Source organism: Martinezella sp. CNPSo 3890 (assembly GCF_057784455.1).
Genome location: NZ_JBXSOR010000001.1, coordinates 253,855 through 274,763, shown reverse-complemented (window position 1 = coordinate 274,763; position 20,909 = coordinate 253,855). Strand labels below are relative to the sequence as shown.

Below are 20,909 nucleotides of genomic sequence, written 5' to 3'. Positions count from 1 at the left end.
TCGCTTCGTTTGCATAATCCTGGCGAAACACAGCCAGCGGCTTACTGGCGGATACTAATTCTTCGCGGTCATCACCCGGTCGAGCGCGAATTTCAGCTCGTCCTTGATGCCGGCCGACATGGCGAGAATGTCGCGCGCCTTCAGGAAATCGAGGACGCCGGTGCGGCCGACGGCGGGGCGCAGGAAGATTTGCGGCGCCTGCAGGCGCAGCTTCAGAGCAATGTTGGACTGCATGGTCAGCTGGCCGGCGCCGAACAGGCTCTCGATACGGTTCGGAACCTGTCGGCCGCTGCCTTCCGGCCCGCCGACGACGTCGATGCCGATGATGATATCGGCAAGACCGGCCAGATGTTCATAGGGAACCGGATTCATGATACCGCCATCGATCATTACGCGGTCTCCGAGCTTGACGGGCATGAACACGGCGGGAATGGCCGCAGAAGCGGCGAGCACGGGGAAGAGTTCGCCCTTCTCGATGACGACCTCCGCCTGGTCGTAATAATCGGTCGTGACCACCTTCAGCGGGATATGCAGCTCGGAAAAGCTTTCCGGGATGGCCGGCGGCAGGAAGGTGCGCAGAATGCGTTCGAGATTGAACTGACCGAAGCGGATGCTGCGCATACTGACCGGCCGCAGGCTCCAGATCTTGTTGAGAACGGCCGGGCGATTACCGACGGTTGCCAGCGTGTAGTCGCGGATCTCAGCACCGCTCATGCCGACGGCCATGGCCGCGCCCATGATCGAGCCGATGGAGGAGCCTGCTATGGCGACGGGGCGAATGCCGAGCTCGTCCAGCGCCTCGATGATATGAATATGGGCGAGCCCGCGCGCGCCGCCGCAGCCAAAGGCGACTGCGACGCTCGGCGTGCCGGAGGCGGCGAGCGGATAGTCGCTGCCGACGAAATCAGCATAATCGCCCATAGTGTTCTCCTTCCTCCGTCAGGCCGCCAGCGGCTGGTAGCGGAAGAAATGCATCTTGCTGTCGCCGAAGGTTCGCTCCTCCAGAAACAGGAAATCCGATGGCGCGGCAATTGTGACATCGGCGCGCTCCTCGAGGATTGCCAGAGCACCCGGTACCAGCCAGCCACCGGCGGCAGCGGCCGCGAAAGCCTTCTCGCCCAGCCCCTTGCCGTATGGCGGGTCGGCGAAGAGAAAATCGAAGGGTTCGAGATTGCCGACGCTGCCGAGGTCCGTCGCATCACGACGCAGCATGCGCGTGCGGCCATGCAGGCCGAGCGCATCGATGTTCTCCCAGAGAAGGCCCCTGCCCTCGACGCTGCTTTCCACGAAGAGCACATGGCGGCAGCCGCGCGAGGCTGCCTCCAGCCCGACGGCGCCGGTGCCGGCAAATACATCCATCATCCGCGTGCCATCGATGGCCTCGGGATAGGCGTGGTTCAGAATGTTGAACAGGCTTTCGCGCGTGCGATCCGCCGTCGGACGAATATCGTTCGACTTCGGCGTTGCAAGCGAGCGACCGCGAAACTCACCGCCGACGATCCTCACCGCGCGTCAGCCCCTGCCGCCCTTGGGGCCGCCCCTGCCGGGGCCACCCCGACCGGAACCGCCGCGCGGACCGCCGGATGGGCGATCTGCGCCACTCGGCTTGCCGCCAAAGCCACGCGAACCACCGGGCTTTCCGCCCGGCTTGCCACCAAAGGATTTGCCGCCGGGCTTCTTGCCGAAGGGCTTGCCGGCCGGCCGATCGCCGAAGGAACGTTCGCCCTGAGGGCGATCACCGAAGGTTCGGTCACCACGGGGCGGACGATCACCAAACGGGCGATCGCCGCGGGGGCGTTCGGAGCGCTGTTCACCGCCGAAAGACTTGTTGCGCGGACGCTCGTCTCCCTCGGCACGCGGACGCCGGTCGCCACGAGGCTTGTCGCCGAAAGGCCGGTCGCCGCGCGCAGGTCGATCTCCGAAGGACCGTTCGGAGCGGGCTTCACCGTGGAAGGATTTCGCACGAGGATGGTCACCACTCTCCGACCGAGAACTGCGTTCGCCGCGCGGACGATCGCCAAACGCCCGATCGCCGCGGGGACGATCACCAAACGGTCGTTCCCCACGGGCGGGACGATCACCCTGGGGACGATCGCCGCGCGAGCGCTTGCGATCAAAGCCCTCGTCGTCGCCACGCGACCTGCGCGGCGCTTCCTCGCTCGAACGAATCCATTCGCCATCGCCTTCGTCGACGCGATTGATGCGGACGCGCGGGCCTTCATCCGCACGGTCGAAGCCGCTGCGCTGTGGGCGTTCAATCTCGCCACGGCGGAAGGCGGTCTTTGCATTCTTGGCGGCCTTCGCTGCCGCCTTTTCACCGAGCGGGCGGGCGCCTGGCGCCATCCAGACGTTGGCGCTGCGGCGCGGGCCGAGCGACTGGCGCTTCGCCCGGCCGTCGTCCTTGTGGCCGCCTTCGCGGCGATCATCACGCTTGGCATCGCGCTTGGTGTCCAGACGGCTCAAGGCGCGCTCGCGCTTATCCTCGGGACGCTCGCGACGCGGGCGCTCTTCCTTGGCCGTGCGAGCCGGCTTCCCAGCATCCGCCTCTTCCGGCTCGGCCACGGCCGGGGCGTTATAGAGCGGCGCATCGAAATTCGCCTTGGCATCTTCGACTAGGCGCGGACCGAGCTGATCGCGCAGCGTGCGGCCGCGCACCTCGAGCACATGGCCTTCCGGCAACTCGCCGAGCTGGAACGGGCCATAGGAGATGCGGATCAGGCGATTGACCTCAAGGCCGAGCGCGCCGAGCACGTTCTTGATTTCGCGGTTCTTGCCTTCGCGCAGGCCCATGGTGATCCAGACGTTGGACCCCTGCGTGCGGTCGAGCGTTGCGTCGATCGAGCCGTAAAGCACGCCATCGACGGCAATGCCCTCCTTCAGCTTGTCGAGCGCTTCCTGATCGATCTCGCCATGGGCGCGCACGCGATAGCGGCGCAGCCAGCCGGTGGTCGGCAATTCCAGAACACGGGCAAGGCCGCCGTCATTGGTCAGCAGCAGCAAACCTTCGGTGTTGATGTCGAGACGGCCGATCGACATGACGCGCGGCAGCTCGTCCGGCAGGTTGTCGAAAACGGTCGGACGCCCTTCCGGATCGGCATTGGTGGTCACGAGGCCTGCCGGCTTGTGATAGAGCCACAGACGCGTGCGTTCGATGCCGCGGATCGGCACGCCGTCGACCTCAATCTTGTCGGCGAGCGTCACATTGACCACGGGCGTATCGAGGAGGACGCCGTTGAGCTTAACGCGGCCATCCAGGATCATGCGCTCGATATCGCGGCGAGACGCCACGCCGGCGCGCGCCATCACCTTGGAAATGCGCTCGGCCTTTCCATCCTCAACCGCGCTCTCGTCCGCAGCTTTGACGGCTGCTACCTTCGCAGGCTTCGCGCCATCCCGTTTTACCGTCTTCCTGTCGCCAGCAAAGGGTTTAGACCCAGGCCGCTTGGGCTTGTCATTCATCGTCATTTGTTGTTTGCCTGAATTTTTAACGCGTGTTCCTATCAGGTCACGCCCTTGCGGTTAAGTGGAAAAACTTGAATGACGGCTACAAATCAATTCATGGAGCTTGCTTTGGTCGAAGCGCGCCGCGCTGGAGAACGTGGCGAAGTGCCGATCGGCGCCGTCGTCGTGCTCGACAACAAGGTCATCGCGGCGGCCGGCAACCGCACTCGCGAGTTCAATGACGTCACCGCGCATGCCGAAATCGTCGCCATCCGCCTGGCCTGCGAGGAACTGGGCCAGGAACGTCTTGCGGGCGCCGATCTCTATGTGACGCTGGAACCCTGCACCATGTGCGCCGCCGCCATTTCGTTCGCGCGCATCCGCCGTCTCTATTATGGTGCCGAAGATCCGAAGGGCGGCGGTGTCGACAATGGCGTCCGCTTCTATCGTCAACCAACCTGCCACCATGCGCCGGAGGTCTATTCCGGCCTCGGCGAAACCGCATCCGCCGACATCCTCCGAGCTTTCTTCCAAGCGAAACGCTCGGAAGACTGAAAAAGCGGCGCTGTAACACTTTAAAATTCTGCATAATTTTCCCTTAAATCGATTCCGATTCAAGGATTATGCAGCTGCCGCCGCCTTGAAATCTTTTTACTGGAAAGGCTTCCACCAGCTGCTGTTGTTGGTCTGCTGCGCAGCCTCGGCATCCTTCTTGCGCTTCTTTTCCTTCTTCGACTCGGGCGTGCCGAGATCGTTCAAAGCAGCCTGATCGGATACCTGGCGATATTGCTGCGGCGGGTCGATCAGATAGCGACGCTGATCGATATAGGTGCCGGCCTGGTCCTGACGGGCAGCGCGATAGGCAGCCGTCTGCTGCGCTTCGCTCAGATGGTTCTTGGCGCTGTCGGCCTGAGCCAGCGGCGAGCGATAGTTGACGTTGTTCTTCTTCTCGTCGGCTTCTGCGGCAAGGCGCTTGCGGGCATCTTCCGGCGATTCCAGCCAAGCCGGGTTGTCCTTGCTGGCCAGCGACTGCTGCGGCTGAGTCAGGGTGTTCTTGTCGCCACCAATAACCAGGCCTGGTCTGTTCGGGTATTTTACACCCTTGTCTTTCGGCGTTGCGGCAGAAACGGAGGCGATATCGCCGAGGTCATCGAGGAGCTGGACGCCGGCCGTCTTGTCGGTGCCGTAAGTCGGGCTGCTAAGGCAACCGGATATGGCGCCGCAGCCAACCACAAGTGCCGCCAAGCTGACGCCGACACGAACCTTATGCATCGCTCTCATGAAAACCCTTCCCAGCCATGCCGGAATAAACGCAATAGGACCCCATTCAACGGCAACTGCCGTAAAATTCAGGCCATTTTCAGGCAGCTTTTACCGGATGAACGCCGCAAAGGCAATTCATCCGGCAACTTTCTTCAGTTGACAGCCATCAGCTCGCGCAGTGCCGCCGCATCGCGAGCCGACACATCCGGGTATTCCGGATCCGAGCCGACATCCGTGGTGATGCGCCACGAACGGGCGCATTTGCGGCCTTCGGCAAGCTTGGGCACGACGCTGACCTTCGCGTCGTCGTCGAGACGGAAGGCATCCGCAGGCCCCTGTTCGCCAAGGATGGTGATACCGGAGGTGATGCAGATTTCGGAGAAGTCCTGCCCTTCGAGCACCTTCAACAGCTCGGGATCGGCGACGTAGACCACCGGGGCAGCCTCCAGCGAGGAGCCGATGCGCTTGTCCTTGCGCTCGATTTCCAGCGCGCCGGTGACGACGCTGCGCACAGCGCGGATCTTCTTCCACTTCTCGGCCAGCGCCTCGTTCTTCCATTCGGCCGGAACGGTGACGAACTGCTCGAGATGAACGGAAACCGCCGACGGATTGCGCGAGAGCCAAGCCTCTTCCGTGGTGAAGGGCAGCATCGGCGCCAGCCACGTCACCATGCAATCGAAGATCGTGCGGATAACGGCGAGAGCGGCACGGCGGCGCAGGCTCGACGGCGCATCACAGTAGAGCGCATCCTTGCGAACGTCGAAGTAGAAGGCCGACAGCTCGACATTGGCGAAATCGATCAAGGCGCGGGCGATGCGCTTGAAGTCGAAGGCGTCGTAGCTTTCGCGCACCAGCTCGTCGAGCTCGGCGAGACGGTGCAGCATCAGCTGCTCCAGCTCCGGCATGTCGGCATAGGCGATCACTTCGCCCTTATCGTGCGCCAGCGTGCCGAGCATCCAGCGGATGGTGTTGCGCAGCTTGCGATAGGCATCGACATTGGTCTGGATGATAGCCTTGCCAAGGCGCTGATCTTCCCAGTAGTCCGTGGTCATGACCCAGAGGCGCAGGATATCGGCGCCAGCGTCCTTCATCACGTCCTGCGGGGCAACGACGTTGCCGAGCGACTTCGACTGTTTGCGGCCCTGTTCGTCCATGGTGAAGCCATGCGTGACGACCGTATCGTAAGGCGCACGGCCGCGGGTCGCGGCACTTTCGAGCAGCGACGAGTGGAACCAGCCGCGATGCTGGTCGGAGCCTTCGAGATAGACATCCGCCGGCCACTTCAGGTCCGGGCGGTCTTCCAGCGTGAAGGTGTGGGTCGAACCGGAATCGAACCATACGTCGAGGATGTCCATGACCTGCGTCCAGGGCTCGTTGGCCTTCTCGCCAAGGAAGCGCTCGCGCGCGCCTTCCGCGAACCAGGCATCGGCGCCTTCCTGCTCGAAAGCCTCGAGGATACGGGCATTCACGCCGTCATCCTGCAGGATGTTGCCCTGCTCGTCGACGAAGATCGCGATCGGCACGCCCCAGGCGCGCTGGCGCGACAACACCCAATCCGGGCGCTGTTCGATCATGGCGCGCAGGCGGTTCTGGCCGGCAGCCGGCACGAAGCGGGTGTCGTCGATCGCCTTCAGGGCGCGCGAACGCAGCGTCGAACCGTCAGCGAAGTCCTTGTCCATATAGACGAACCACTGCGGCGTGTTGCGGAAAATGACCGGCTTTTTCGACCGCCAGGAATGCGGATAGGAATGCTTCAGTCTGCCGCGGGCGAAAAGCGTGTTTGTCTCGATCAGCGCCTTGATGACGAGATCGTTGGCATTGCCCTTCTTGCCGTTGTCGTCCATGACGCGGCCGCCTTCGAAGCCCGGGGCGTCGGCGGTGTAGAAGCCAGCATCATCGACCGGGAACGGGATGGCGGAGGAGATGCCACGCTTTTCGAGATCGCGTGCATGCAACATCCAGGCATCAAAGTCCTCGCGGCCGTGACTGGGTGCGGTGTGCACGAAGCCCGTACCGGCATCATCGGTGACGTGATCGCCATCGAGCAGCGGCACCTTGAAGTCGTAGCCGAGCGAGGCAAGCGGATGGGCACAGGTGACTGCGGCCAGATCGGCAGCACTCACATCGCTGAGGCGCTTGTATTGCAGCTTTGCCTTGGCGAAGGATTCCTCGGCGAGCTTGTCGGCGAAAACAAGCTTCTCGCCAGGACGCGGGCCGAAATCATTCGCTGCTTCCGTGACCTCATAGAGGCCGTAGGACACCCGCGACGAATAGGCGATCGCGCGGTTGCCCGGGATCGTCCATGGGGTGGTTGTCCAGATGACGACGAAGACGCCGGCGAGATGCGCCGGGCCTTCAGCCACCGGGAACTTCACCCAGATCGTGTCGCTCTCGACGTCGGCATATTCGACTTCGGCTTCGGCAAGCGCCGTCCGCTCGACCACCGACCACATGACCGGCTTGGAACCGCGATAGAGCTGACCCGTGCGGGCGATCTTCAAAAGCTCGCCAGCGATGCGGGATTCCGCATGGAAATTCATGGTCAGATAGGGATTGTCGAAATCGCCCGTGATGCCCAAGCGCTTGAACTCCTCGGACTGGATCTTGATCCAGCCGGCGGCAAAGTCGCGGCATTCCTGGCGAAACTCGTTCACCGGGACCTCATCCTTGTTCTTGCCCTTCTCGCGGTACTTTTCCTCGATCTTCCACTCGATCGGCAGGCCGTGGCAGTCCCAGCCCGGAACGTAGTTGCTGTCATAGCCGCGCATCTGGAACGAGCGGGTGATGACGTCCTTGAGGATCTTGTTGAGCGCATGGCCGATGTGGATATGGCCATTGGCGTAGGGCGGGCCGTCATGCAGCACGAACTTTTCGCGGCCGGCGGCGGAAGCGCGCAGCTTCTTATAAAGGTTCATCTCCTCCCAGCGCTTCACCAGTTCCGGCTCCTTCTGCGGCAGCCCGGCGCGCATCGGAAAATCGGTTTCCGGCAGGTAAAGAGTCTTGGAGTAATCCATCTTTTCAGCGGTATCGGTCATAGTCGTGACAATTGCCTCGGTGTCTCGGGCGTCTTGCGCCTGAACTGGCGCAGCCATATGGGGATTTTTCGGCGGCGGAAAGCGCCTCTTGAACGAGACGCCAAAAACCCGGACCTTCCGGCAGCTTAGAGCGCGCGGAAGGCCGGGCCAATAATTCGTATCGATAGGCTCAGCCGAAATTGGGTCATGGTCGCCGGTTCATAGGCGTTTTTTCCAAGGAAAGGAAGAGGAAACAACGCAGCCGGCATAGAGAATGGCCGCGAACGTTTCCATCCGCGGCCATAAGGGCATTGTTCGGATCAGGCCCGTGCTTCTGCCCGCGCCGGCATCACCGCGTTGACGATGATCGCCACGACGATATTGGCAAGAAGCGCCAGCAGCCCGGTATAGACAGTGAAACCCGCTTCGCCGAGGGGGACCATATGCAGCGGCTTCCAGCCGGCATCCCAGACCAGATAGGTGCCACCAAAGAAGCCGACGAACCAGCCGACAAGCAGAGCCGGCGCACGGAACCACTTGGTGTAGAGGCCGAAGACCAGGGCCGGCAGCGTCTGCAGGATCCAGATGCCGCCGAGCAGCTGGAGATCGAGCGCGAATTGCGTCGGCAGGAAAATGATGACCAGAAGTGCGCCGATCTTGACGACGAGCGAGGTCATCTTGGCAACCTTTGCCTCGCCGGCATCGGAAACCTGCGGATCGACATAGGCCTTCCAGAAGTTGCGGGTGAAGAGATTGGCAGCGCCAATGCTCATCACGGCCGCGGGAACGAGTGCGCCGATGGCGATGGCCGCGAAGGCGAAACCTGCAAACCAGCTCGAGAACAGCGTCTGGAATAGCGCCGGAACGACATCGTTCGGGCTATCCAGCTTCAGTTGCGCGGCATGGCCCATATAGCCGAGCAGTGCCAGGAGACCGAGCAGCAGCGTATAGGCCGGCAGCAGCACCGCATTCTTGCGGATGGTATTACCGCTGTTGGAGGCGAAGATGCCGGTCAGCGTATGCGGATACATGAAGGCCGCCAGCGCCGAGCCGAGCGCCAAAGTCGCGTAGGCGACGTACTGGTTGCCGCCGAGCAGCAGGCTGCCCGCTCCCTTGGCCTTGAAATCCGCATCGGCGGCCGCAAAGACATTGGCATAACCACCGAGCTTGGCCGGAATGAGCGCAATCGCCGCGATCACCACGATATAGATCATGATGTCCTTGACGAAGGCGATCAGCGCCGGAGCGCGAAGGCCGGCCGAATAGGTATAGAGCGCCAGGATGATGAAGGCGACGGCAAGTGGCAATTCGCCATGAAGTCCGAGCGCCTTGAACACCGCCGTCATGCCGACGAGCTGCAGGGCAATGTAGGGCATGGTGGCGATGACGCCCGTCAGAGCAACCGCCAGCTCCAGCGCCCGCGAGCCATATTGCCCATGGACGACATCGCCCGCCGTGACATAGCCGTGGTCCTTCGCACGCCTCCAGAGAAGCGGCATGACCATGAAGACGAACGGGTAGACGACGATCGTATAGGGCAACGCGAAGAAGCCATAGGCACCGACAGTGTAGACCAGGGCTGGAACTGCGATGACCGTATAGGCGGTGTAAAAGTCGCCGCCGACGAGGAACCAGGTGATCCAGGTGCCGAAGGTGCGGCCGCCAAGACCCCATTCATCAATATGGGCAAGAGTCTTCGGTCGGCGCCAGCGGGCAGCGACAAAGCCCATGACGGTCACGAGGGCCAGGAAGAAGATGAAGACGGCAAGAGCTGTCGGATCGATATCAGTCATCATGGCGCATGCTCCGATAGGCGATCCAGGTCAGGAAGGCGGTGATCGGCACCCAGGCCAGCTGATACCAGTAGAAGAAGGGGAAACCCAACAGCACCGGATCGTGGCTGTTGTAGAAGGGGACCCAAAGCAAGCCTATGTAGGGAATGACGAGCAGCCAGCAGGCCGCCGTCCCGAAACGTTTGTCCATGTCCGATACCTCTCACGCGGTGTCTGCGCGCCACCTTGTTGCAGTTGTCAGAGTGGAAGGGGTGCATCAGTCTGCGATTGCAATGTAGGCCCTAGGACCGGAGCCGAGGAGCTTTGGCTATGCAGAGCCAGACCAACGGATGTGAATTCCTCCCAACGGCCCGCCTGCGGGCAGCCGCTGATAAAGTCCTACGGCGAGTCTACCGTCCGAACAAGATATTAGCTGATACGAAATCGCCGAACCTACCCAGAAGTGGGTAGGCGGACGTCAGCCCGCCGCGGTTGCGATGCCGTGGTCAAGCGCGTAGCGGATCAGACCGGCGGTCGTTGCGATGCCAAGCTTCTTCTTCAAGTTCTTGCGATGCGTTTCCGCCGTCGCGGGCGTGATCTGAAGTTCTTCGGCAATCTCGCGATTACTCCTGCCTGTAACGATCAAGCCCAGAATGCGCCGCTCGCGCGGGGTCAGCGGATCAGCCTCATTTTGCGCCGTGTCTGCCACCAGTATGTCGCGAACGCCGGACGAGAAATAAGTCCCGCCGGCTGCTACCGTCTCGATGGCGCAGACGACTTCATCCGTCGAAACATCCTTGAGGATATATCCGACGGCACCGCGCATGATCGACGAGGAGATGTATTCTCGGCTGTCATGCATGGATAGCATCACGATCCGCGTCTCCGGAAGCTCCCGGCGAAAGAGCTCGATCGCCTCGATACCGCTCAGCTTCGGCATATTGATATCCATCAAGGTAACCTGCGGGAGCGTCCGTCGTCCGACCTCCAGGCCGATCTGCGCAAGGTTTGCCGTCCCGACCACCTCTATGTGGTCAAACGTCTCCAGCACGGCTTTCAATCCGTCCAACACCACGGGATGATTGTCGATCAACAGAACACTGATCCTGTCGCTTTTCATGCCGCATCCACCTTTGCTCTTGGCGAGGCATTGGCCGATTTCGGCAGCATCGCAATCAGTGTCGCACCATCGGCCTTGCTCTGGACGAGAAGCAGGCCGCGGAAATGTGCCATCCGCTCCTGCATGTTCCTCAGCCCAAGTCCGCCTTTGCCGTCGCCAGTGCCTTCAAAACCAATGCCGTTGTCCGAAATTCTCAAGCGTGCACGCCCGCGATCACTCCAAAGTTTGATCGCAAGAACCGTCGCCCCGGAATGGCGCTCCACGTTGTTCAAGGCCTCCTGCGCTACACGGTAGAGCGCGGTATTGGCTTCCGGCTTCAGCATGCTGGTGAAGCCGGAAGCCTCGATCTCGGTTGCGATCCCGGTCCGCTCGGCGAAATTGTTCGCGAGTGCGGTCAGCGCCGCCGTCAAGCCAAGATCATCGAGCACGCGGGGACGCAGATCATGCGAGAGCCGCCTGATGTCCTTGATTGCGCTGTTTAGGGTATCGATACCCTTCTCGATCGTCGTGGCGGCATCATCGACCTGGTTTCGTACCTTGCGGTTGGCAAGGTCCATGACATAGCGCACGCCGAGGAGATTCTGCGACACGCCATCGTGCAGTTCACGCGCAAGGCGGGCGCGTTCCTCCTCCTGCGTATCAATCACTCTTTGCGTCAGCTCCTTCAGCCGACCATCGGCCATGCGTCGCTCACGGAAGGTCAAGAGCATGCAGGTCGTGAAGACGACCAGAACAGCAGGGACGGCAATGAGTGTAACGACGACAAAGGTTCCTTTTATGTTTGCCCGCATGGCGGCATTGGCCGCAGCAGTCTGGGTAAAAATATCATCCAGATAGACGCCGGTTCCGACAACCCAGTGCCATTTATCAAGGCCGACAGCGAATGAGAGCTTATCGGCGACACGGCCGGTGGAAGGCTTCTCCCATTTGTACTGGTGCAGGCCCCCGCCAGCTTTTGCGGTCTTGATGAGCTCCGCGATGACCTTGTCGCCGTCCGGATCGGTCAAATCGATCCAATTGCGCCCGTTGCGAAATCTCTCGCGCGGATGAACGATGTTGTTGCCATCATAGTCGTAGACGAAGAAGTATCCGTCCGGTCCATAATCAAGCGACGTCAGGATCGCGGCTACCTTGTCCTTCGCGGCCTGATCGTCCGGGGCTGCGTCCCGATAGATCGCCTGAATGGCCGACACGGCAAGATTTGTAAGGTTGACGATCTCCGTTTCCTTCGCCCTCAGCATGTTCTGTTCGAAGGTTTCGATATTGCTCTTGGTAAGATTGGTCGACTGCCAAGTAATGAAGGCAGTGATTGCCAGGATCGAGATGACGAGAGGCGCGAGCGCGAGCGCAATAATCTGGTTGCGTAGTGTCAACGATTGCTCCTCCCAAGAACCGGCGCGGAACAATGACCCTTGTCGGGCATGAATTCAACAGTCTCTCGGCGGCGTTGATGTCAGCCCGAAATCGGAGCGATGATACAAGGCGGAAAACCTTTTCCACCCCATCACTTCGCGAATATCAGTCGAAGGCGATGACGCGATCAAGCTCGCCGAGCGGCTGGACGCCGGCAAGCAGCGCGCGCGCCTCATCCTCGTCCTTGCGGATCTGTGCGACCAGCGGATCGAGGCCGTCGAACTTCAGTTCGGGGCGGAGATAGCCGAAGAAGGAAACCGAACAGACCTGTCCGTAGAGATCGCCGCTGAAATCGAAGACAAAGGTCTCCAGCAGCGGCGCGCCGTTATCCGTCACCGTCGGACGCCGGCCGTAGCTGGCGACGCCATCGCGGACGACGCCATCGGCCGTTCGGAAGCGAACCGCATAGATGCCTGCCCTCAGCGATGACTCTGGCGGCAGCTGCATATTTGCCGTAGGGAAGCCGAGCGTGCGGCCAAGCTTCTCGCCGCCGATAACGGGCGCCTGAACGGTATAGCGATAGCCAAGCAGACCGGCGGCTTGGGCGACATCGCCTTCCGCGAGCAGCGCACGAATGCGGCTCGACGAGATGACCTCCGTGTTTTCGTCGCGGAAGGCATCGATCAGCGTCACGCCGAAACCATTGTGACTGCCGGCATTCATGAGGAAGGCGGGGCCTCCCTGGCGATCATGGCCGAAATGGAAATCGAAGCCAGTGACGACTTCCGACGCGTGCAGCCAGTCGATCAGGATCGAGTGGACGAACTCGTCCGCCGAACGCTGCGAGAAGGTGCGATCGAAGGGATATTCGATGACGGCGTTGAAGCCGAGCGCTTCGAGGAGACGTGCTCGGAGCGGCGCAGGCGTCAGACGGAAAACAGGCTGATCGGGCTTGAAGACGGTGCGCGGATGCGGCTCGAAGGTGAGCACCAGCGCCGGCACGCCGCGCTCCATGGCGATCTCCAGCGCACGTGTCAGCACAGACTGATGGCCGCGGTGCACACCGTCGAAATTGCCGATGGCGACCACCCCGCCCTTCAGGGCATCGGGAAGCGGCTCGCGGGTTTCGTTGCGATGGAAAACGGTCATCGACTGCCACTCTCCTCAGACAAGGCGCGGCATCCACCACTTCGGCGAGGCCTGCTCGCGCGCCAGGAAGGCGCCGAGCGCGGCCTCATCCGTATGCCCCTCGACGACATATTCGCGGGCGTGGATGCCATGGCTGATATAAAGAAGATCGAGGCCGTAATCGAGTGCGCCGCGCACGTCGGTCGGCATGCCGTCGCCGATCGCCACGACACGCGACAGCGGAAACTCGCTTTTCACCTCGCGGGCCGCCGCGATCGCGGCATCGTAGATCGGCTGGTGCGGCTTGCCGGCGATGCGCGTCTGGCCACCAAGCCGCTCATAATAGGCGGCCATAGCGCCGGCGCAGGGGATCATGCGGTGGCCGCGCTCGACCACAAGATCCGGATTGGCGCAGATCAGCGGCACCTTGCGAGCCGACCAGGCCGTCAGCATGTCGGTATAATCGTCAGGTGTTTCGGTCTCGTCGTCAAAGAAACCGGTGCAGACGATGCTTTCGGCCTCGCCAGCGTCGACGCGCTGAACGTCAAGGCCTTCCAGGATGCCGATGTCACGCTCGGGGCCGAGCAGAAACACCTTTTTCGGTCCCTCGGCAATCAGCCTGCGGGTGACATCGCCCGAGGTGATGATGCGATCGTAAACGCTGTCGGGAACCCCGATCGCACGCAGCTGCTCGACGACCTTCGGAGCGACGCGTGGAGAGTTGGTGATGAGGACGACAGCAAGGCCTTCGCCGCGGGCCGCTTCGAGCGCGATGGAGGCCTCCTTGTAGGCCGTGACGCCGTTATGGAGCACGCCCCAGACATCGCAGAGCGCAACATCATAAAGTCCGCCGATGTCGCGAAAGCTCTCGATCCGTTTGCCCATGCCATCCTCGCATCAAATAAATCACGGGCTGACATCGCAAACCGGCCGGCAAATTACAAGAGCGGCATGCAAGGTTTTTGCGTCGCACAAGGCCTGAGAAGCAGACATGTGCAAGCTCGGCGAGCGGCAAGATTGCGCAGCGGAAGCAACAGCATGACGCTCTCGAAAAGGTGCGACCTGACCCTTTCTGAAGAGGGGAAAATGAGAGGAACTTCGCAACGACGTGCTACACGCCACTGCCATGGGCGTTAATCATCCTCAAAACAAGCCGTTACGCGCCGCAAAAAATTCACAGTGCTGTCCTTGACTCGTCCGGAAGCCACCCCTAAATCACCGTCGCTAGCACTCTCCAAGGATGAGTGCTAACAAAATCCATACGGATCTCCGCTGATCCGTGAATGTCATTTGATCGAGGGATTAGACAATGGCAAGCACCAATTTCCGCCCCCTTCATGACCGCGTCGTCGTTCGCCGCGTCGAGTCGGAAGAAAAGACCAAGGGTGGCATCATCATTCCCGATACCGCCAAGGAAAAGCCGCAGGAAGGCGAAATCGTCGCCGTCGGCTCCGGCGCTCGCGATGAATCCGGCAAGGTCGTAGCACTCGACGTCAAGGTTGGCGATCGCGTTCTGTTCGGCAAGTGGTCCGGCACCGAAGTCAAGCTCAACGGCGAAGACCTTCTGATCATGAAGGAAGCCGACATCATGGGCATCATCGGCTAATCCGGCCGGTTCCCTTTTCCGATACAGCTGACGGGTCTTAAAGCCCGGAAAACGCGAATTCAGGAGTTTCAAACATGGCAGCTAAAGAAGTAAAATTCGGCCGCAGCGCCCGCGAAAAGATGCTTCGTGGCGTCGACATCCTCGCTGACGCAGTGAAGGTCACGCTCGGCCCGAAGGGTCGTAACGTCGTTATCGACAAGTCCTTCGGCGCTCCGCGCATCACCAAGGACGGCGTTTCCGTCGCCAAGGAAATCGAACTCGAAGACAAGTTCGAGAACATGGGCGCCCAGATGGTCCGCGAAGTCGCTTCGAAGACCAACGATGTTGCCGGTGACGGCACCACCACCGCAACCGTTCTTGCCCAGGCAATCGTACGCGAAGGCGCCAAGGCCGTTGCAGCCGGCATGAACCCGATGGACCTGAAGCGCGGCATCGACCTCGCTGTTGCAGAAGTCGTCAAGGACCTGCTCGCCAAGGCCAAGAAGATCAACACTTCGGAAGAAGTTGCCCAGGTCGGCACGATCTCCGCAAACGGCGAAAAGCAGATCGGTCTCGATATTGCCGAAGCCATGCAGAAGGTCGGCAACGAAGGCGTCATCACGGTTGAAGAAGCCAAGACCGCCGAAACCGAACTCGAAGTCGTTGAAGGCATGCAGTTCGACCGCGGCTACCTCAGCCCCTACTTCGTAACCAACCCGGAAAAGATGGTGGCCGACCTCGAAGACGCCTTCATCCTCCTGCACGAGAAGAAGCTCTCGAACCTGCAGGCCATGCTCCCGGTTCTCGAAGCCGTCGTTCAGACCGGCAAGCCGCTCCTCATCATCGCTGAGGACGTGGAAGGCGAAGCGCTTGCGACCCTCGTCGTCAACAAGCTGCGTGGCGGCCTGAAGATCGCTGCTGTCAAGGCTCCGGGCTTCGGCGATCGCCGCAAGGCCATGCTGGAAGACATCGCCATCCTGACGGGCGGCACTGTCATCTCCGAAGACCTCGGCATCAAGCTCGAGTCTGTCACCCTCGACATGCTCGGCCGCGCCAAGAAGGTTTCGATCTCCAAGGAAAACACCACGATCGTCGACGGCGCTGGCGCCAAGTCCGACATCGAAGGCCGTGTTGCCCAGATCAAGGCCCAGATCGAAGAAACCACCTCTGACTACGACCGCGAAAAGCTGCAGGAACGCCTTGCAAAGCTCGCTGGCGGCGTTGCCGTTATCCGCGTTGGCGGCTCGACGGAAATCGAAGTCAAGGAAAAGAAGGACCGCATCGACGACGCTCTGAACGCGACGCGCGCTGCCGTTCAGGAAGGCATCGTACCGGGCGGCGGTACCGCTCTGCTGCGTTCTTCCGTCAAGATCTCGGTCAAGGGCGAAAACGAAGACCAGGAAGCCGGCATCAACATCGTTCGCCGCGCTCTGCAGTCCCCGGCTCGCCAAATCGCTGAAAACGCTGGTGACGAAGCTTCGATCGTTGTCGGCAAGATCCTCGACAAGAACGAAGACAACTGGGGCTACAACGCTCAGACGGGCGTCTACGGCGATATGATCGCCATGGGCATCGTCGACCCGGTCAAGGTCGTTCGCACGGCTCTGCAGGATGCAGCTTCGGTTGCTTCGCTGCTGATCACCACCGAAGCCATGATCGCCGAACTGCCGAAGAAGGATGCCCCTGCTGGCATGCCGGGCGGCATGGGTGGCATGGGCGGCATGGACATGATGTGATAGGCCAACAGGCCTAATCGCAGGAATGTCCATAAAGCTTCGCCCATGCACTTTAGTGCTTCAGGCCGCCAAGCGGCCTGAAGTGGCGGCATGGACATGATGTGATAGGCCAACGGCCTGTTGCGATTGTTCAATCCGACATCCAGAATTAATGAAGGGCGGCCCTCGGGTCGCCTTTTTTAATTGTGCCGAAACTGTACAACTGCAATTCCTGCAAGATTCTATCATGTTGCAAATTTTGCAACTTGCCCATTGCTGTTTTCGAAAAAGCCCCTATAACTCGCAGCGCAGCGATTTTGGAGAGTTAGCTGCAATACACGTAATTTTTACTTCTTTTGGACAGGCTTAACCTGCGGCTTGGCATGATCATAACCTTGCGCACTGGCGCTGTCCTGATTTATTACTTGAAATGACTTCATAAACTGGAACGCCATCCCGAAAAGCATTGTCGACAGCGAACCAGCGGAGGCACGCCTCGGCCATAAGCTGCGGCGCAAAATGCAGGAAGACCTTCCATCCGGGGAAATACGGAATTGAAGTGAGGCGCGGGGAACCATGCGCTCTTGTGGGGATCATCTTGTTCAAGATTGCTAAAGCCAATTTTTCCGCACCATTTGCTCCCGGCTCGCTGGAGTTCGAAGGCCATGACCCCGATCTTCTGGCACAATTCTGTGTTTCCGAGGGATGGACGGGCGATCTTTCAAGCGGCATCATCAAACTTGGACAGTGGAGCACGATGCTGCACGGGCTGAGCTCCTCGGAATGTGGCTTGCTGAGCCTCATGCATTGCTATGATCCGCACGATCGAGCGCGTATCCTCGATCTCTTCGAGCAGGCGGCAACCGCAAACTCTTCTTTCTGTTATTCCACGACAACGCTCGGCACCGGCGGCCATCGCCAGCCGGTCTTTTGCGTTGGCGAATCCGTTGCTGCCGACAAGCAACGTGCCGGCAGCATGGTCGGCGTCTTCCTATTTCCACGCTTCAAGCTGGAACCGGGCAGCCAGCTCGCCACCCGGCAGTAAACGGCTGTCGATGATGGTCGGGTGAGTTCACCTGACCAATTACTTGGTTCAACCTGATCAATCCCGCTTGGGAATGCTGAGACCACGCTGGCTTGCCGGGCGCGCAAGGGCTCGCTCCAGCCAGGCCATGACCGAGGGGAAACTTTCGAACTCCAGAACCTCGCGGCCGCCATAGAAGACGTCGACGCCGCGAACCCAGGGGAACGTGGTGATGTCGGCGATGGTGTATTCATCACCCATGATCCACTCGCGCCCCTGCAGGCGGCTCTCCAGCACGCCGAGAAGGCGCTTGGCCTCGTCGCGATAACGCTCGACCGGATAGGGGTTATTGGCGACCTTTTCGGCGGCGAATTTGAAGAAATGGCCGAACTGCCCGAACATCGGACCGACGCCGGCCATCTGGAAGAAAACCCATTCCAGCGTTTCGTAACGCCTAGCTGCGTCGCTTGGCATGAGCTTGCCGGTCTTCTCCGCCAGATAGACCAGGATCGCGCCGGATTCGAACAGACCGATCGGCTTGCCGCCGGGACCATTGGGATCGATGATTGCCGGAATGCGGCCATTCGGATTCAGCGAAACGAATTCAGGAGACTTCTGGTCGTTGGTGCCGAAGGAGATCAGATGCGGCTCATAGGGCAGACCAAGCTCCTCAAGCGCGATCGACACCTTGACGCCGTTCGGCGTCGGCAGCGAGTAGAGCTGGATAATATCCGGATTGCTGGCAGGCCAGCGTTTCGTGATCGGAAAGGACGACAGATCGGCCATGGGCTTGCTCCTGAAGGCTATGATTTGACAACTGATTTGCCGCCACAATAGCCGATAGGGCTTGTATGGGAAGTGTTATCTCAGCGGCCCATTGTTCAATGATTGTGAACTAATTGTGCGCAGTTGTTTATCTTTCCAACCTCCCAAAAATTACGAATATCTGTCTCCAGAAATTGTCGCCACCCGATCCCGAGTGAATTTACTGGAGACTGTCATGTCCAACACCAACAACATCATCATTCTTGTGGCGCGCATCCTGCTCGCCTTCATGTTCATCTTTGCCGGCTTCGGCAAGCTGACCGATCCTGCAGGTACCGCCGGCATGATTGCCGGCGCCGGTATGCCTGCCGCAACGCTGCTTACCTATCTTGCCGGCGCGTTTGAATTCGTCACCGGCGTCTGCGTCCTCATCGGCTTCCAGGTCCGTATCGTCGGCTGGCTTCTTGCCCTCTTCTGTGTCTTCACCGGCGTCGTCTTCCACCTGCCGACCGTCAATGTTCCGGACTTCCCGGCTGCCGCCAACGGCTGGATCAACGGCCTGAACTTCGTGAACTTCCTGAAGAACATCACGCTCGCCGGCGCCTACATCATGCTCGCCACCAACGGCGCAGGCGTCTACTCGGTCGACGCACGCCGCGGTGCCTACGCAGCCGCCTGATTGCCGCATATTTCCCAAGACAAAAGGCCCGCCGGAATTCCGGCGGGCCTTTTCGCATGAATAGGAAATTGGAAAATCAGAGCGCGCTGCGCACGGCAGATATGATGCGCTCAACCATCGGATCGCCATTGTGGCTCTCCTTGCGGGCACGCACCAGACACGCCTCAGAGCGCAGGATGACGCCATCCGACAGGACCTTCAGATGGTTCGCCTTAAGCGTCGAGCCGGTGGAGGTGATGTCGACGATGATGTCGGCCGAGCCGGCAGCGGGTGCCCCTTCCGTCGCACCGAGACTTTCGACGATGCGATAGAGCTGAATGCCATGCTGGCTGGAGAAGAACTGCTGCGTCAGCCGCCAGTATTTGGTCGCGACCGTCAGCCTGCGGCCGTGACGAGCGCGGAAATCGGCGGCGACATCGCCGAGATCGGCCATCGTGTCGACATCGAGCCAGATATCCGGCACGGCGACGACGACATCGGCATGGCCGAAGCCGAGCCTGGCGCAGAATTCGACGCGGCGATCAGCCTCCGCCATGCCCTCGCGCACGAGGTCTTCGCCGGTGATGCCGAAATCGACGCTGCCATTGCCGATCTCTCGCGAGATTTCCGAGGCCGACAGGAAGGCGATCTCGACACCTTCAAAGCCTTCGACACGGCCGCGATAGGAGCGGTCATTGCCGACGGCGACGATCGGCATGCCGGCGCGCTCGAAGATCGCGGCGCAATCGTCCTTCATCCGGCCCTTTGAAGGAATCGCTATCGTAATGGTCATCAGGCTGCCCTCACGGTTTCGATACGGTCGAGCCAGAGCGCGAAGCCGACGGCAGGGATATGGTCCTTGGCGCCGAGCAGGGTCATCAGCCGATCGAAGCGGCCGCCGCCGGCCAGCACCGCGCTCGCCCCTTCCACCGTCACCTCGAAGACGAGACCGGTATAGTAGTCGAGCGGGCGACCGAAGGCGGCACGATAGTCGATCTTGGAAGCATCGACACCGGCGCGGGCCAATGCCGCGACGCGGGCGTTGAAGCTTTCCAGGGCCTTCCCCAGCTTCAGACCTGCCGCGTCGGCAAAACCCGCTAGTGCGGCGGAAGCATCCGAGAGCGGTACGCTCAGGGACAAGAACTCCTCCAGCACGCGGAAGGCCGCATCGTCGAGCCGCGTTTCCGATAGGACCAGCTTCTCACGAAGGCGGCGAGCGATCTCCTGCGGCGAGCGGCTGGCATTGGTGGAATAGCCGGTTGCGTGCATGGTGGCATCGATATGCCTGACCAGCCCCTGTTCGTCGCCACGGCTCAGGAAATCGAGTACATGGGCATCGAGCCCGGTGACCGGCTGCGGGCTTGCAAGATGCGCCAGCAAGGTTTCGAGCTGCATCATGTTGCCAAAAGCGTGGATCAGGCGCTTCTGCCAGCCGGATGGCAGGCCGAGCGCCTGCACAACGGCCTCGAACACGGCCTGATCGCCAAGCGTCACGGAGAGCGGTTTACCGGGCACCACGCGATCGAGGATACCGATGGCATCGCTGATGGCGCGAGCATCGGCGCTCGCCGTATTGCCATCACCCAAATCCTCTATGCCGGCCTGATAGAACTCATGGCCGCCTTCGCGGCGCTGGCGAAAGATCTCGCCGAGATAGGAGTAACGCTTCGGGGTGCCGGTGGCGGTCTCGATATGGCGCAGACAGACGGGAATGGTGAACTCCGGGCGCAGGCAAAGGCTGGCACCGGTTTCGCTTTCGGTCATGAAGATGCGCCGGCGGAGATCCTCGCCGGCCATATCGAGAAAGGGCTCGGCCGGCTGGATGATGGGCGTATCCACCCTCTCCGTCCCACGAACGGAAAATTCGTCCAGCAGGTCGCTGGCAAAATTCGGGAGGTTGATCAGAGGCATGGGGCTATTCTCCCCTTCTCCCCGGCGGGGAGAAGGTGCCCGACAGGGCGGATGAGGGGGCCGAGGAACGAAGTGACGAGGATTCTGAGCGCCAACGTACGAATAGCTCGCGTGAGCCCAGAGCCCCCCTCATCCGACCCTTCGGGCCACCTTCTCCCCG

General features: G+C 60.9%; 19 protein-coding genes. 5 read left to right on the top strand and 14 right to left on the bottom strand.

Going from position 1 to position 20,909, the window contains the following annotated elements; genetic code table 11:
• Positions 1-54 precede the first annotated feature (54 nt).
• Genes AC13RC_RS01330 through AC13RC_RS01320 form a run of 3 tightly spaced genes read right to left on the bottom strand, consistent with a single transcriptional unit; the run spans position 55 to position 3,465 of the window.
• On the bottom strand, positions 55-921 hold the full coding sequence (locus AC13RC_RS01330) for a patatin-like phospholipase family protein (RefSeq protein WP_113330958.1): 867 nt from the start codon (positions 919-921) through the stop codon (positions 55-57).
• 18 nt (positions 922-939) lie between these two features.
• Entirely contained in the window at positions 940-1,506 is a 567-nt protein-coding gene (gene rsmD / locus AC13RC_RS01325) for a 16S rRNA (guanine(966)-N(2))-methyltransferase RsmD (RefSeq protein WP_113353844.1), read from the bottom strand.
• Positions 1,507-1,512: 6 nt separating this feature from the next.
• Positions 1,513-3,465: a pseudouridine synthase gene (locus AC13RC_RS01320; protein WP_488556270.1), complete on the bottom strand. Its 1,953-nt coding sequence runs from the start codon at positions 3,463-3,465 to the stop codon at positions 1,513-1,515.
• A 72-nt stretch (positions 3,466-3,537) separates the two neighbouring features.
• Here AC13RC_RS01320 and AC13RC_RS01315 point away from each other — a divergent pair, with 72 nt between their 5' ends.
• Complete coding sequence (locus AC13RC_RS01315; RefSeq protein ID WP_488556269.1) at positions 3,538-3,996, top strand: nucleoside deaminase; 459 nt, start codon at positions 3,538-3,540, stop codon at positions 3,994-3,996.
• A gap of 96 nt (positions 3,997-4,092) precedes the next feature.
• Here the strand turns inward: AC13RC_RS01315 and AC13RC_RS01310 are convergent, their stop codons facing one another.
• The 8 genes from AC13RC_RS01310 to AC13RC_RS01275 all read right to left on the bottom strand — a co-directional run bounded on the left by AC13RC_RS01310 (position 4,093) and on the right by AC13RC_RS01275 (position 13,976).
• Positions 4,093-4,722 (bottom strand): hypothetical protein, encoded by a 630-nt coding sequence (locus AC13RC_RS01310; protein ID WP_488556268.1) that lies wholly within the window; start codon positions 4,720-4,722, stop codon positions 4,093-4,095.
• A 134-nt stretch (positions 4,723-4,856) separates the two neighbouring features.
• Positions 4,857-7,739, bottom strand: coding sequence for an isoleucine--tRNA ligase (ileS, locus tag AC13RC_RS01305; RefSeq protein WP_488556734.1), 2,883 nt, complete (start codon positions 7,737-7,739; stop codon positions 4,857-4,859).
• Between the two features lie 299 nt (positions 7,740-8,038).
• Positions 8,039-9,514: a monocarboxylate uptake permease MctP gene (gene mctP / locus AC13RC_RS01300; RefSeq protein WP_113421450.1), complete on the bottom strand. Its 1,476-nt coding sequence runs from the start codon at positions 9,512-9,514 to the stop codon at positions 8,039-8,041.
• Entirely contained in the window at positions 9,504-9,701 is a 198-nt protein-coding gene (locus tag AC13RC_RS01295; protein WP_068391887.1) for a DUF3311 domain-containing protein, read from the bottom strand. The genes mctP and AC13RC_RS01295 overlap by 11 nt, the downstream gene beginning before the upstream one ends.
• Positions 9,702-9,968: 267 nt before the next feature.
• On the bottom strand, positions 9,969-10,610 hold the full coding sequence (mctR, locus tag AC13RC_RS01290; RefSeq protein ID WP_113330952.1) for a two-component system response regulator MctR: 642 nt from the start codon (positions 10,608-10,610) through the stop codon (positions 9,969-9,971).
• On the bottom strand, positions 10,607-11,983 hold the full coding sequence (gene mctS, locus AC13RC_RS01285; RefSeq protein ID WP_488556267.1) for a two-component system sensor histidine kinase MctS: 1,377 nt from the start codon (positions 11,981-11,983) through the stop codon (positions 10,607-10,609). Before mctS ends, mctR begins: the two co-directional genes overlap by 4 nt.
• A gap of 145 nt (positions 11,984-12,128) precedes the next feature.
• Positions 12,129-13,112, bottom strand: a complete 984-nt coding sequence (locus tag AC13RC_RS01280; protein ID WP_488556266.1) for a bifunctional riboflavin kinase/FAD synthetase — start codon at positions 13,110-13,112, stop codon at positions 12,129-12,131.
• Between the two features lie 15 nt (positions 13,113-13,127).
• Complete coding sequence (locus AC13RC_RS01275) at positions 13,128-13,976, bottom strand: TIGR01459 family HAD-type hydrolase (protein ID WP_113330949.1); 849 nt, start codon at positions 13,974-13,976, stop codon at positions 13,128-13,130.
• 424 nt (positions 13,977-14,400) lie between these two features.
• Here AC13RC_RS01275 and groES point away from each other — a divergent pair, with 424 nt between their 5' ends.
• From groES to AC13RC_RS01260, 3 genes are all read left to right on the top strand, one after another.
• Positions 14,401-14,697: a co-chaperone GroES gene (gene groES / locus AC13RC_RS01270; protein ID WP_004109735.1), complete on the top strand. Its 297-nt coding sequence runs from the start codon at positions 14,401-14,403 to the stop codon at positions 14,695-14,697.
• 74 nt (positions 14,698-14,771) lie between these two features.
• A complete protein-coding gene (gene groL / locus AC13RC_RS01265) occupies positions 14,772-16,412 on the top strand; it encodes a chaperonin GroEL (protein ID WP_113330948.1) in 1,641 nt (546 codons plus the stop codon).
• A gap of 577 nt (positions 16,413-16,989) precedes the next feature.
• Entirely contained in the window at positions 16,990-17,436 is a 447-nt protein-coding gene (locus AC13RC_RS01260; RefSeq protein WP_210296346.1) for a hypothetical protein, read from the top strand.
• Between the two features lie 57 nt (positions 17,437-17,493).
• Here the strand turns inward: AC13RC_RS01260 and AC13RC_RS01255 are convergent, their stop codons facing one another.
• Positions 17,494-18,201: a glutathione binding-like protein gene (locus tag AC13RC_RS01255; protein ID WP_113353839.1), complete on the bottom strand. Its 708-nt coding sequence runs from the start codon at positions 18,199-18,201 to the stop codon at positions 17,494-17,496.
• 214 nt (positions 18,202-18,415) lie between these two features.
• Between AC13RC_RS01255 and AC13RC_RS01250 the strand changes: the two genes are divergently transcribed.
• Positions 18,416-18,859: a DoxX family protein gene (locus AC13RC_RS01250; RefSeq protein ID WP_488556265.1), complete on the top strand. Its 444-nt coding sequence runs from the start codon at positions 18,416-18,418 to the stop codon at positions 18,857-18,859.
• A 76-nt stretch (positions 18,860-18,935) separates the two neighbouring features.
• Here AC13RC_RS01250 and hisG read toward each other — a convergent pair whose 3' ends face one another.
• Both hisG and AC13RC_RS01240 read right to left on the bottom strand, forming a co-directional pair.
• Positions 18,936-19,631, bottom strand: coding sequence for an ATP phosphoribosyltransferase (gene hisG / locus AC13RC_RS01245; protein WP_113353837.1), 696 nt, complete (start codon positions 19,629-19,631; stop codon positions 18,936-18,938).
• Positions 19,631-20,749, bottom strand: coding sequence for an ATP phosphoribosyltransferase regulatory subunit (locus AC13RC_RS01240; RefSeq protein ID WP_488556264.1), 1,119 nt, complete (start codon positions 20,747-20,749; stop codon positions 19,631-19,633). The genes hisG and AC13RC_RS01240 overlap by 1 nt, the downstream gene beginning before the upstream one ends.
• Between the last annotated feature and the right edge of the window lie 160 nt (positions 20,750-20,909).

Excerpts from the sequence above, each read along its gene's own strand:
- AC13RC_RS01295 (WP_068391887.1), bottom strand. The coding sequence starts at position 9,701 with ATGGACAAACGTTTCGGGACGGCGGCCTGCTGGCTGCTCGTCATTCCC.
- AC13RC_RS01275 (WP_113330949.1), bottom strand. The coding sequence starts at position 13,976 with ATGGGCAAACGGATCGAGAGCTTTCGCGACATCGGCGGACTTTATGAT.
- AC13RC_RS01280 (WP_488556266.1), bottom strand. The coding sequence starts at position 13,112 with ATGACCGTTTTCCATCGCAACGAAACCCGCGAGCCGCTTCCCGATGCC.
- hisG (WP_113353837.1), bottom strand. The coding sequence starts at position 19,631 with ATGACCATTACGATAGCGATTCCTTCAAAGGGCCGGATGAAGGACGAT.
- AC13RC_RS01250 (WP_488556265.1), top strand. The coding sequence starts at position 18,416 with ATGTCCAACACCAACAACATCATCATTCTTGTGGCGCGCATCCTGCTC.
- ileS (WP_488556734.1), bottom strand. The coding sequence starts at position 7,739 with ATGACCGATACCGCTGAAAAGATGGATTACTCCAAGACTCTTTACCTG.
- AC13RC_RS01240 (WP_488556264.1), bottom strand. The coding sequence starts at position 20,749 with ATGCCTCTGATCAACCTCCCGAATTTTGCCAGCGACCTGCTGGACGAA.
- AC13RC_RS01310 (WP_488556268.1), bottom strand. The coding sequence starts at position 4,722 with ATGAGAGCGATGCATAAGGTTCGTGTCGGCGTCAGCTTGGCGGCACTT.
- AC13RC_RS01320 (WP_488556270.1), bottom strand. The coding sequence starts at position 3,465 with ATGACGATGAATGACAAGCCCAAGCGGCCTGGGTCTAAACCCTTTGCT.
- groES (WP_004109735.1), top strand. The coding sequence starts at position 14,401 with ATGGCAAGCACCAATTTCCGCCCCCTTCATGACCGCGTCGTCGTTCGC.
- AC13RC_RS01255 (WP_113353839.1), bottom strand. The coding sequence starts at position 18,201 with ATGGCCGATCTGTCGTCCTTTCCGATCACGAAACGCTGGCCTGCCAGC.
- groL (WP_113330948.1), top strand. The coding sequence starts at position 14,772 with ATGGCAGCTAAAGAAGTAAAATTCGGCCGCAGCGCCCGCGAAAAGATG.
- AC13RC_RS01315 (WP_488556269.1), top strand. The coding sequence starts at position 3,538 with ATGACGGCTACAAATCAATTCATGGAGCTTGCTTTGGTCGAAGCGCGC.
- mctR (WP_113330952.1), bottom strand. The coding sequence starts at position 10,610 with ATGAAAAGCGACAGGATCAGTGTTCTGTTGATCGACAATCATCCCGTG.
- mctP (WP_113421450.1), bottom strand. The coding sequence starts at position 9,514 with ATGATGACTGATATCGATCCGACAGCTCTTGCCGTCTTCATCTTCTTC.
- AC13RC_RS01330 (WP_113330958.1), bottom strand. The coding sequence starts at position 921 with ATGGGCGATTATGCTGATTTCGTCGGCAGCGACTATCCGCTCGCCGCC.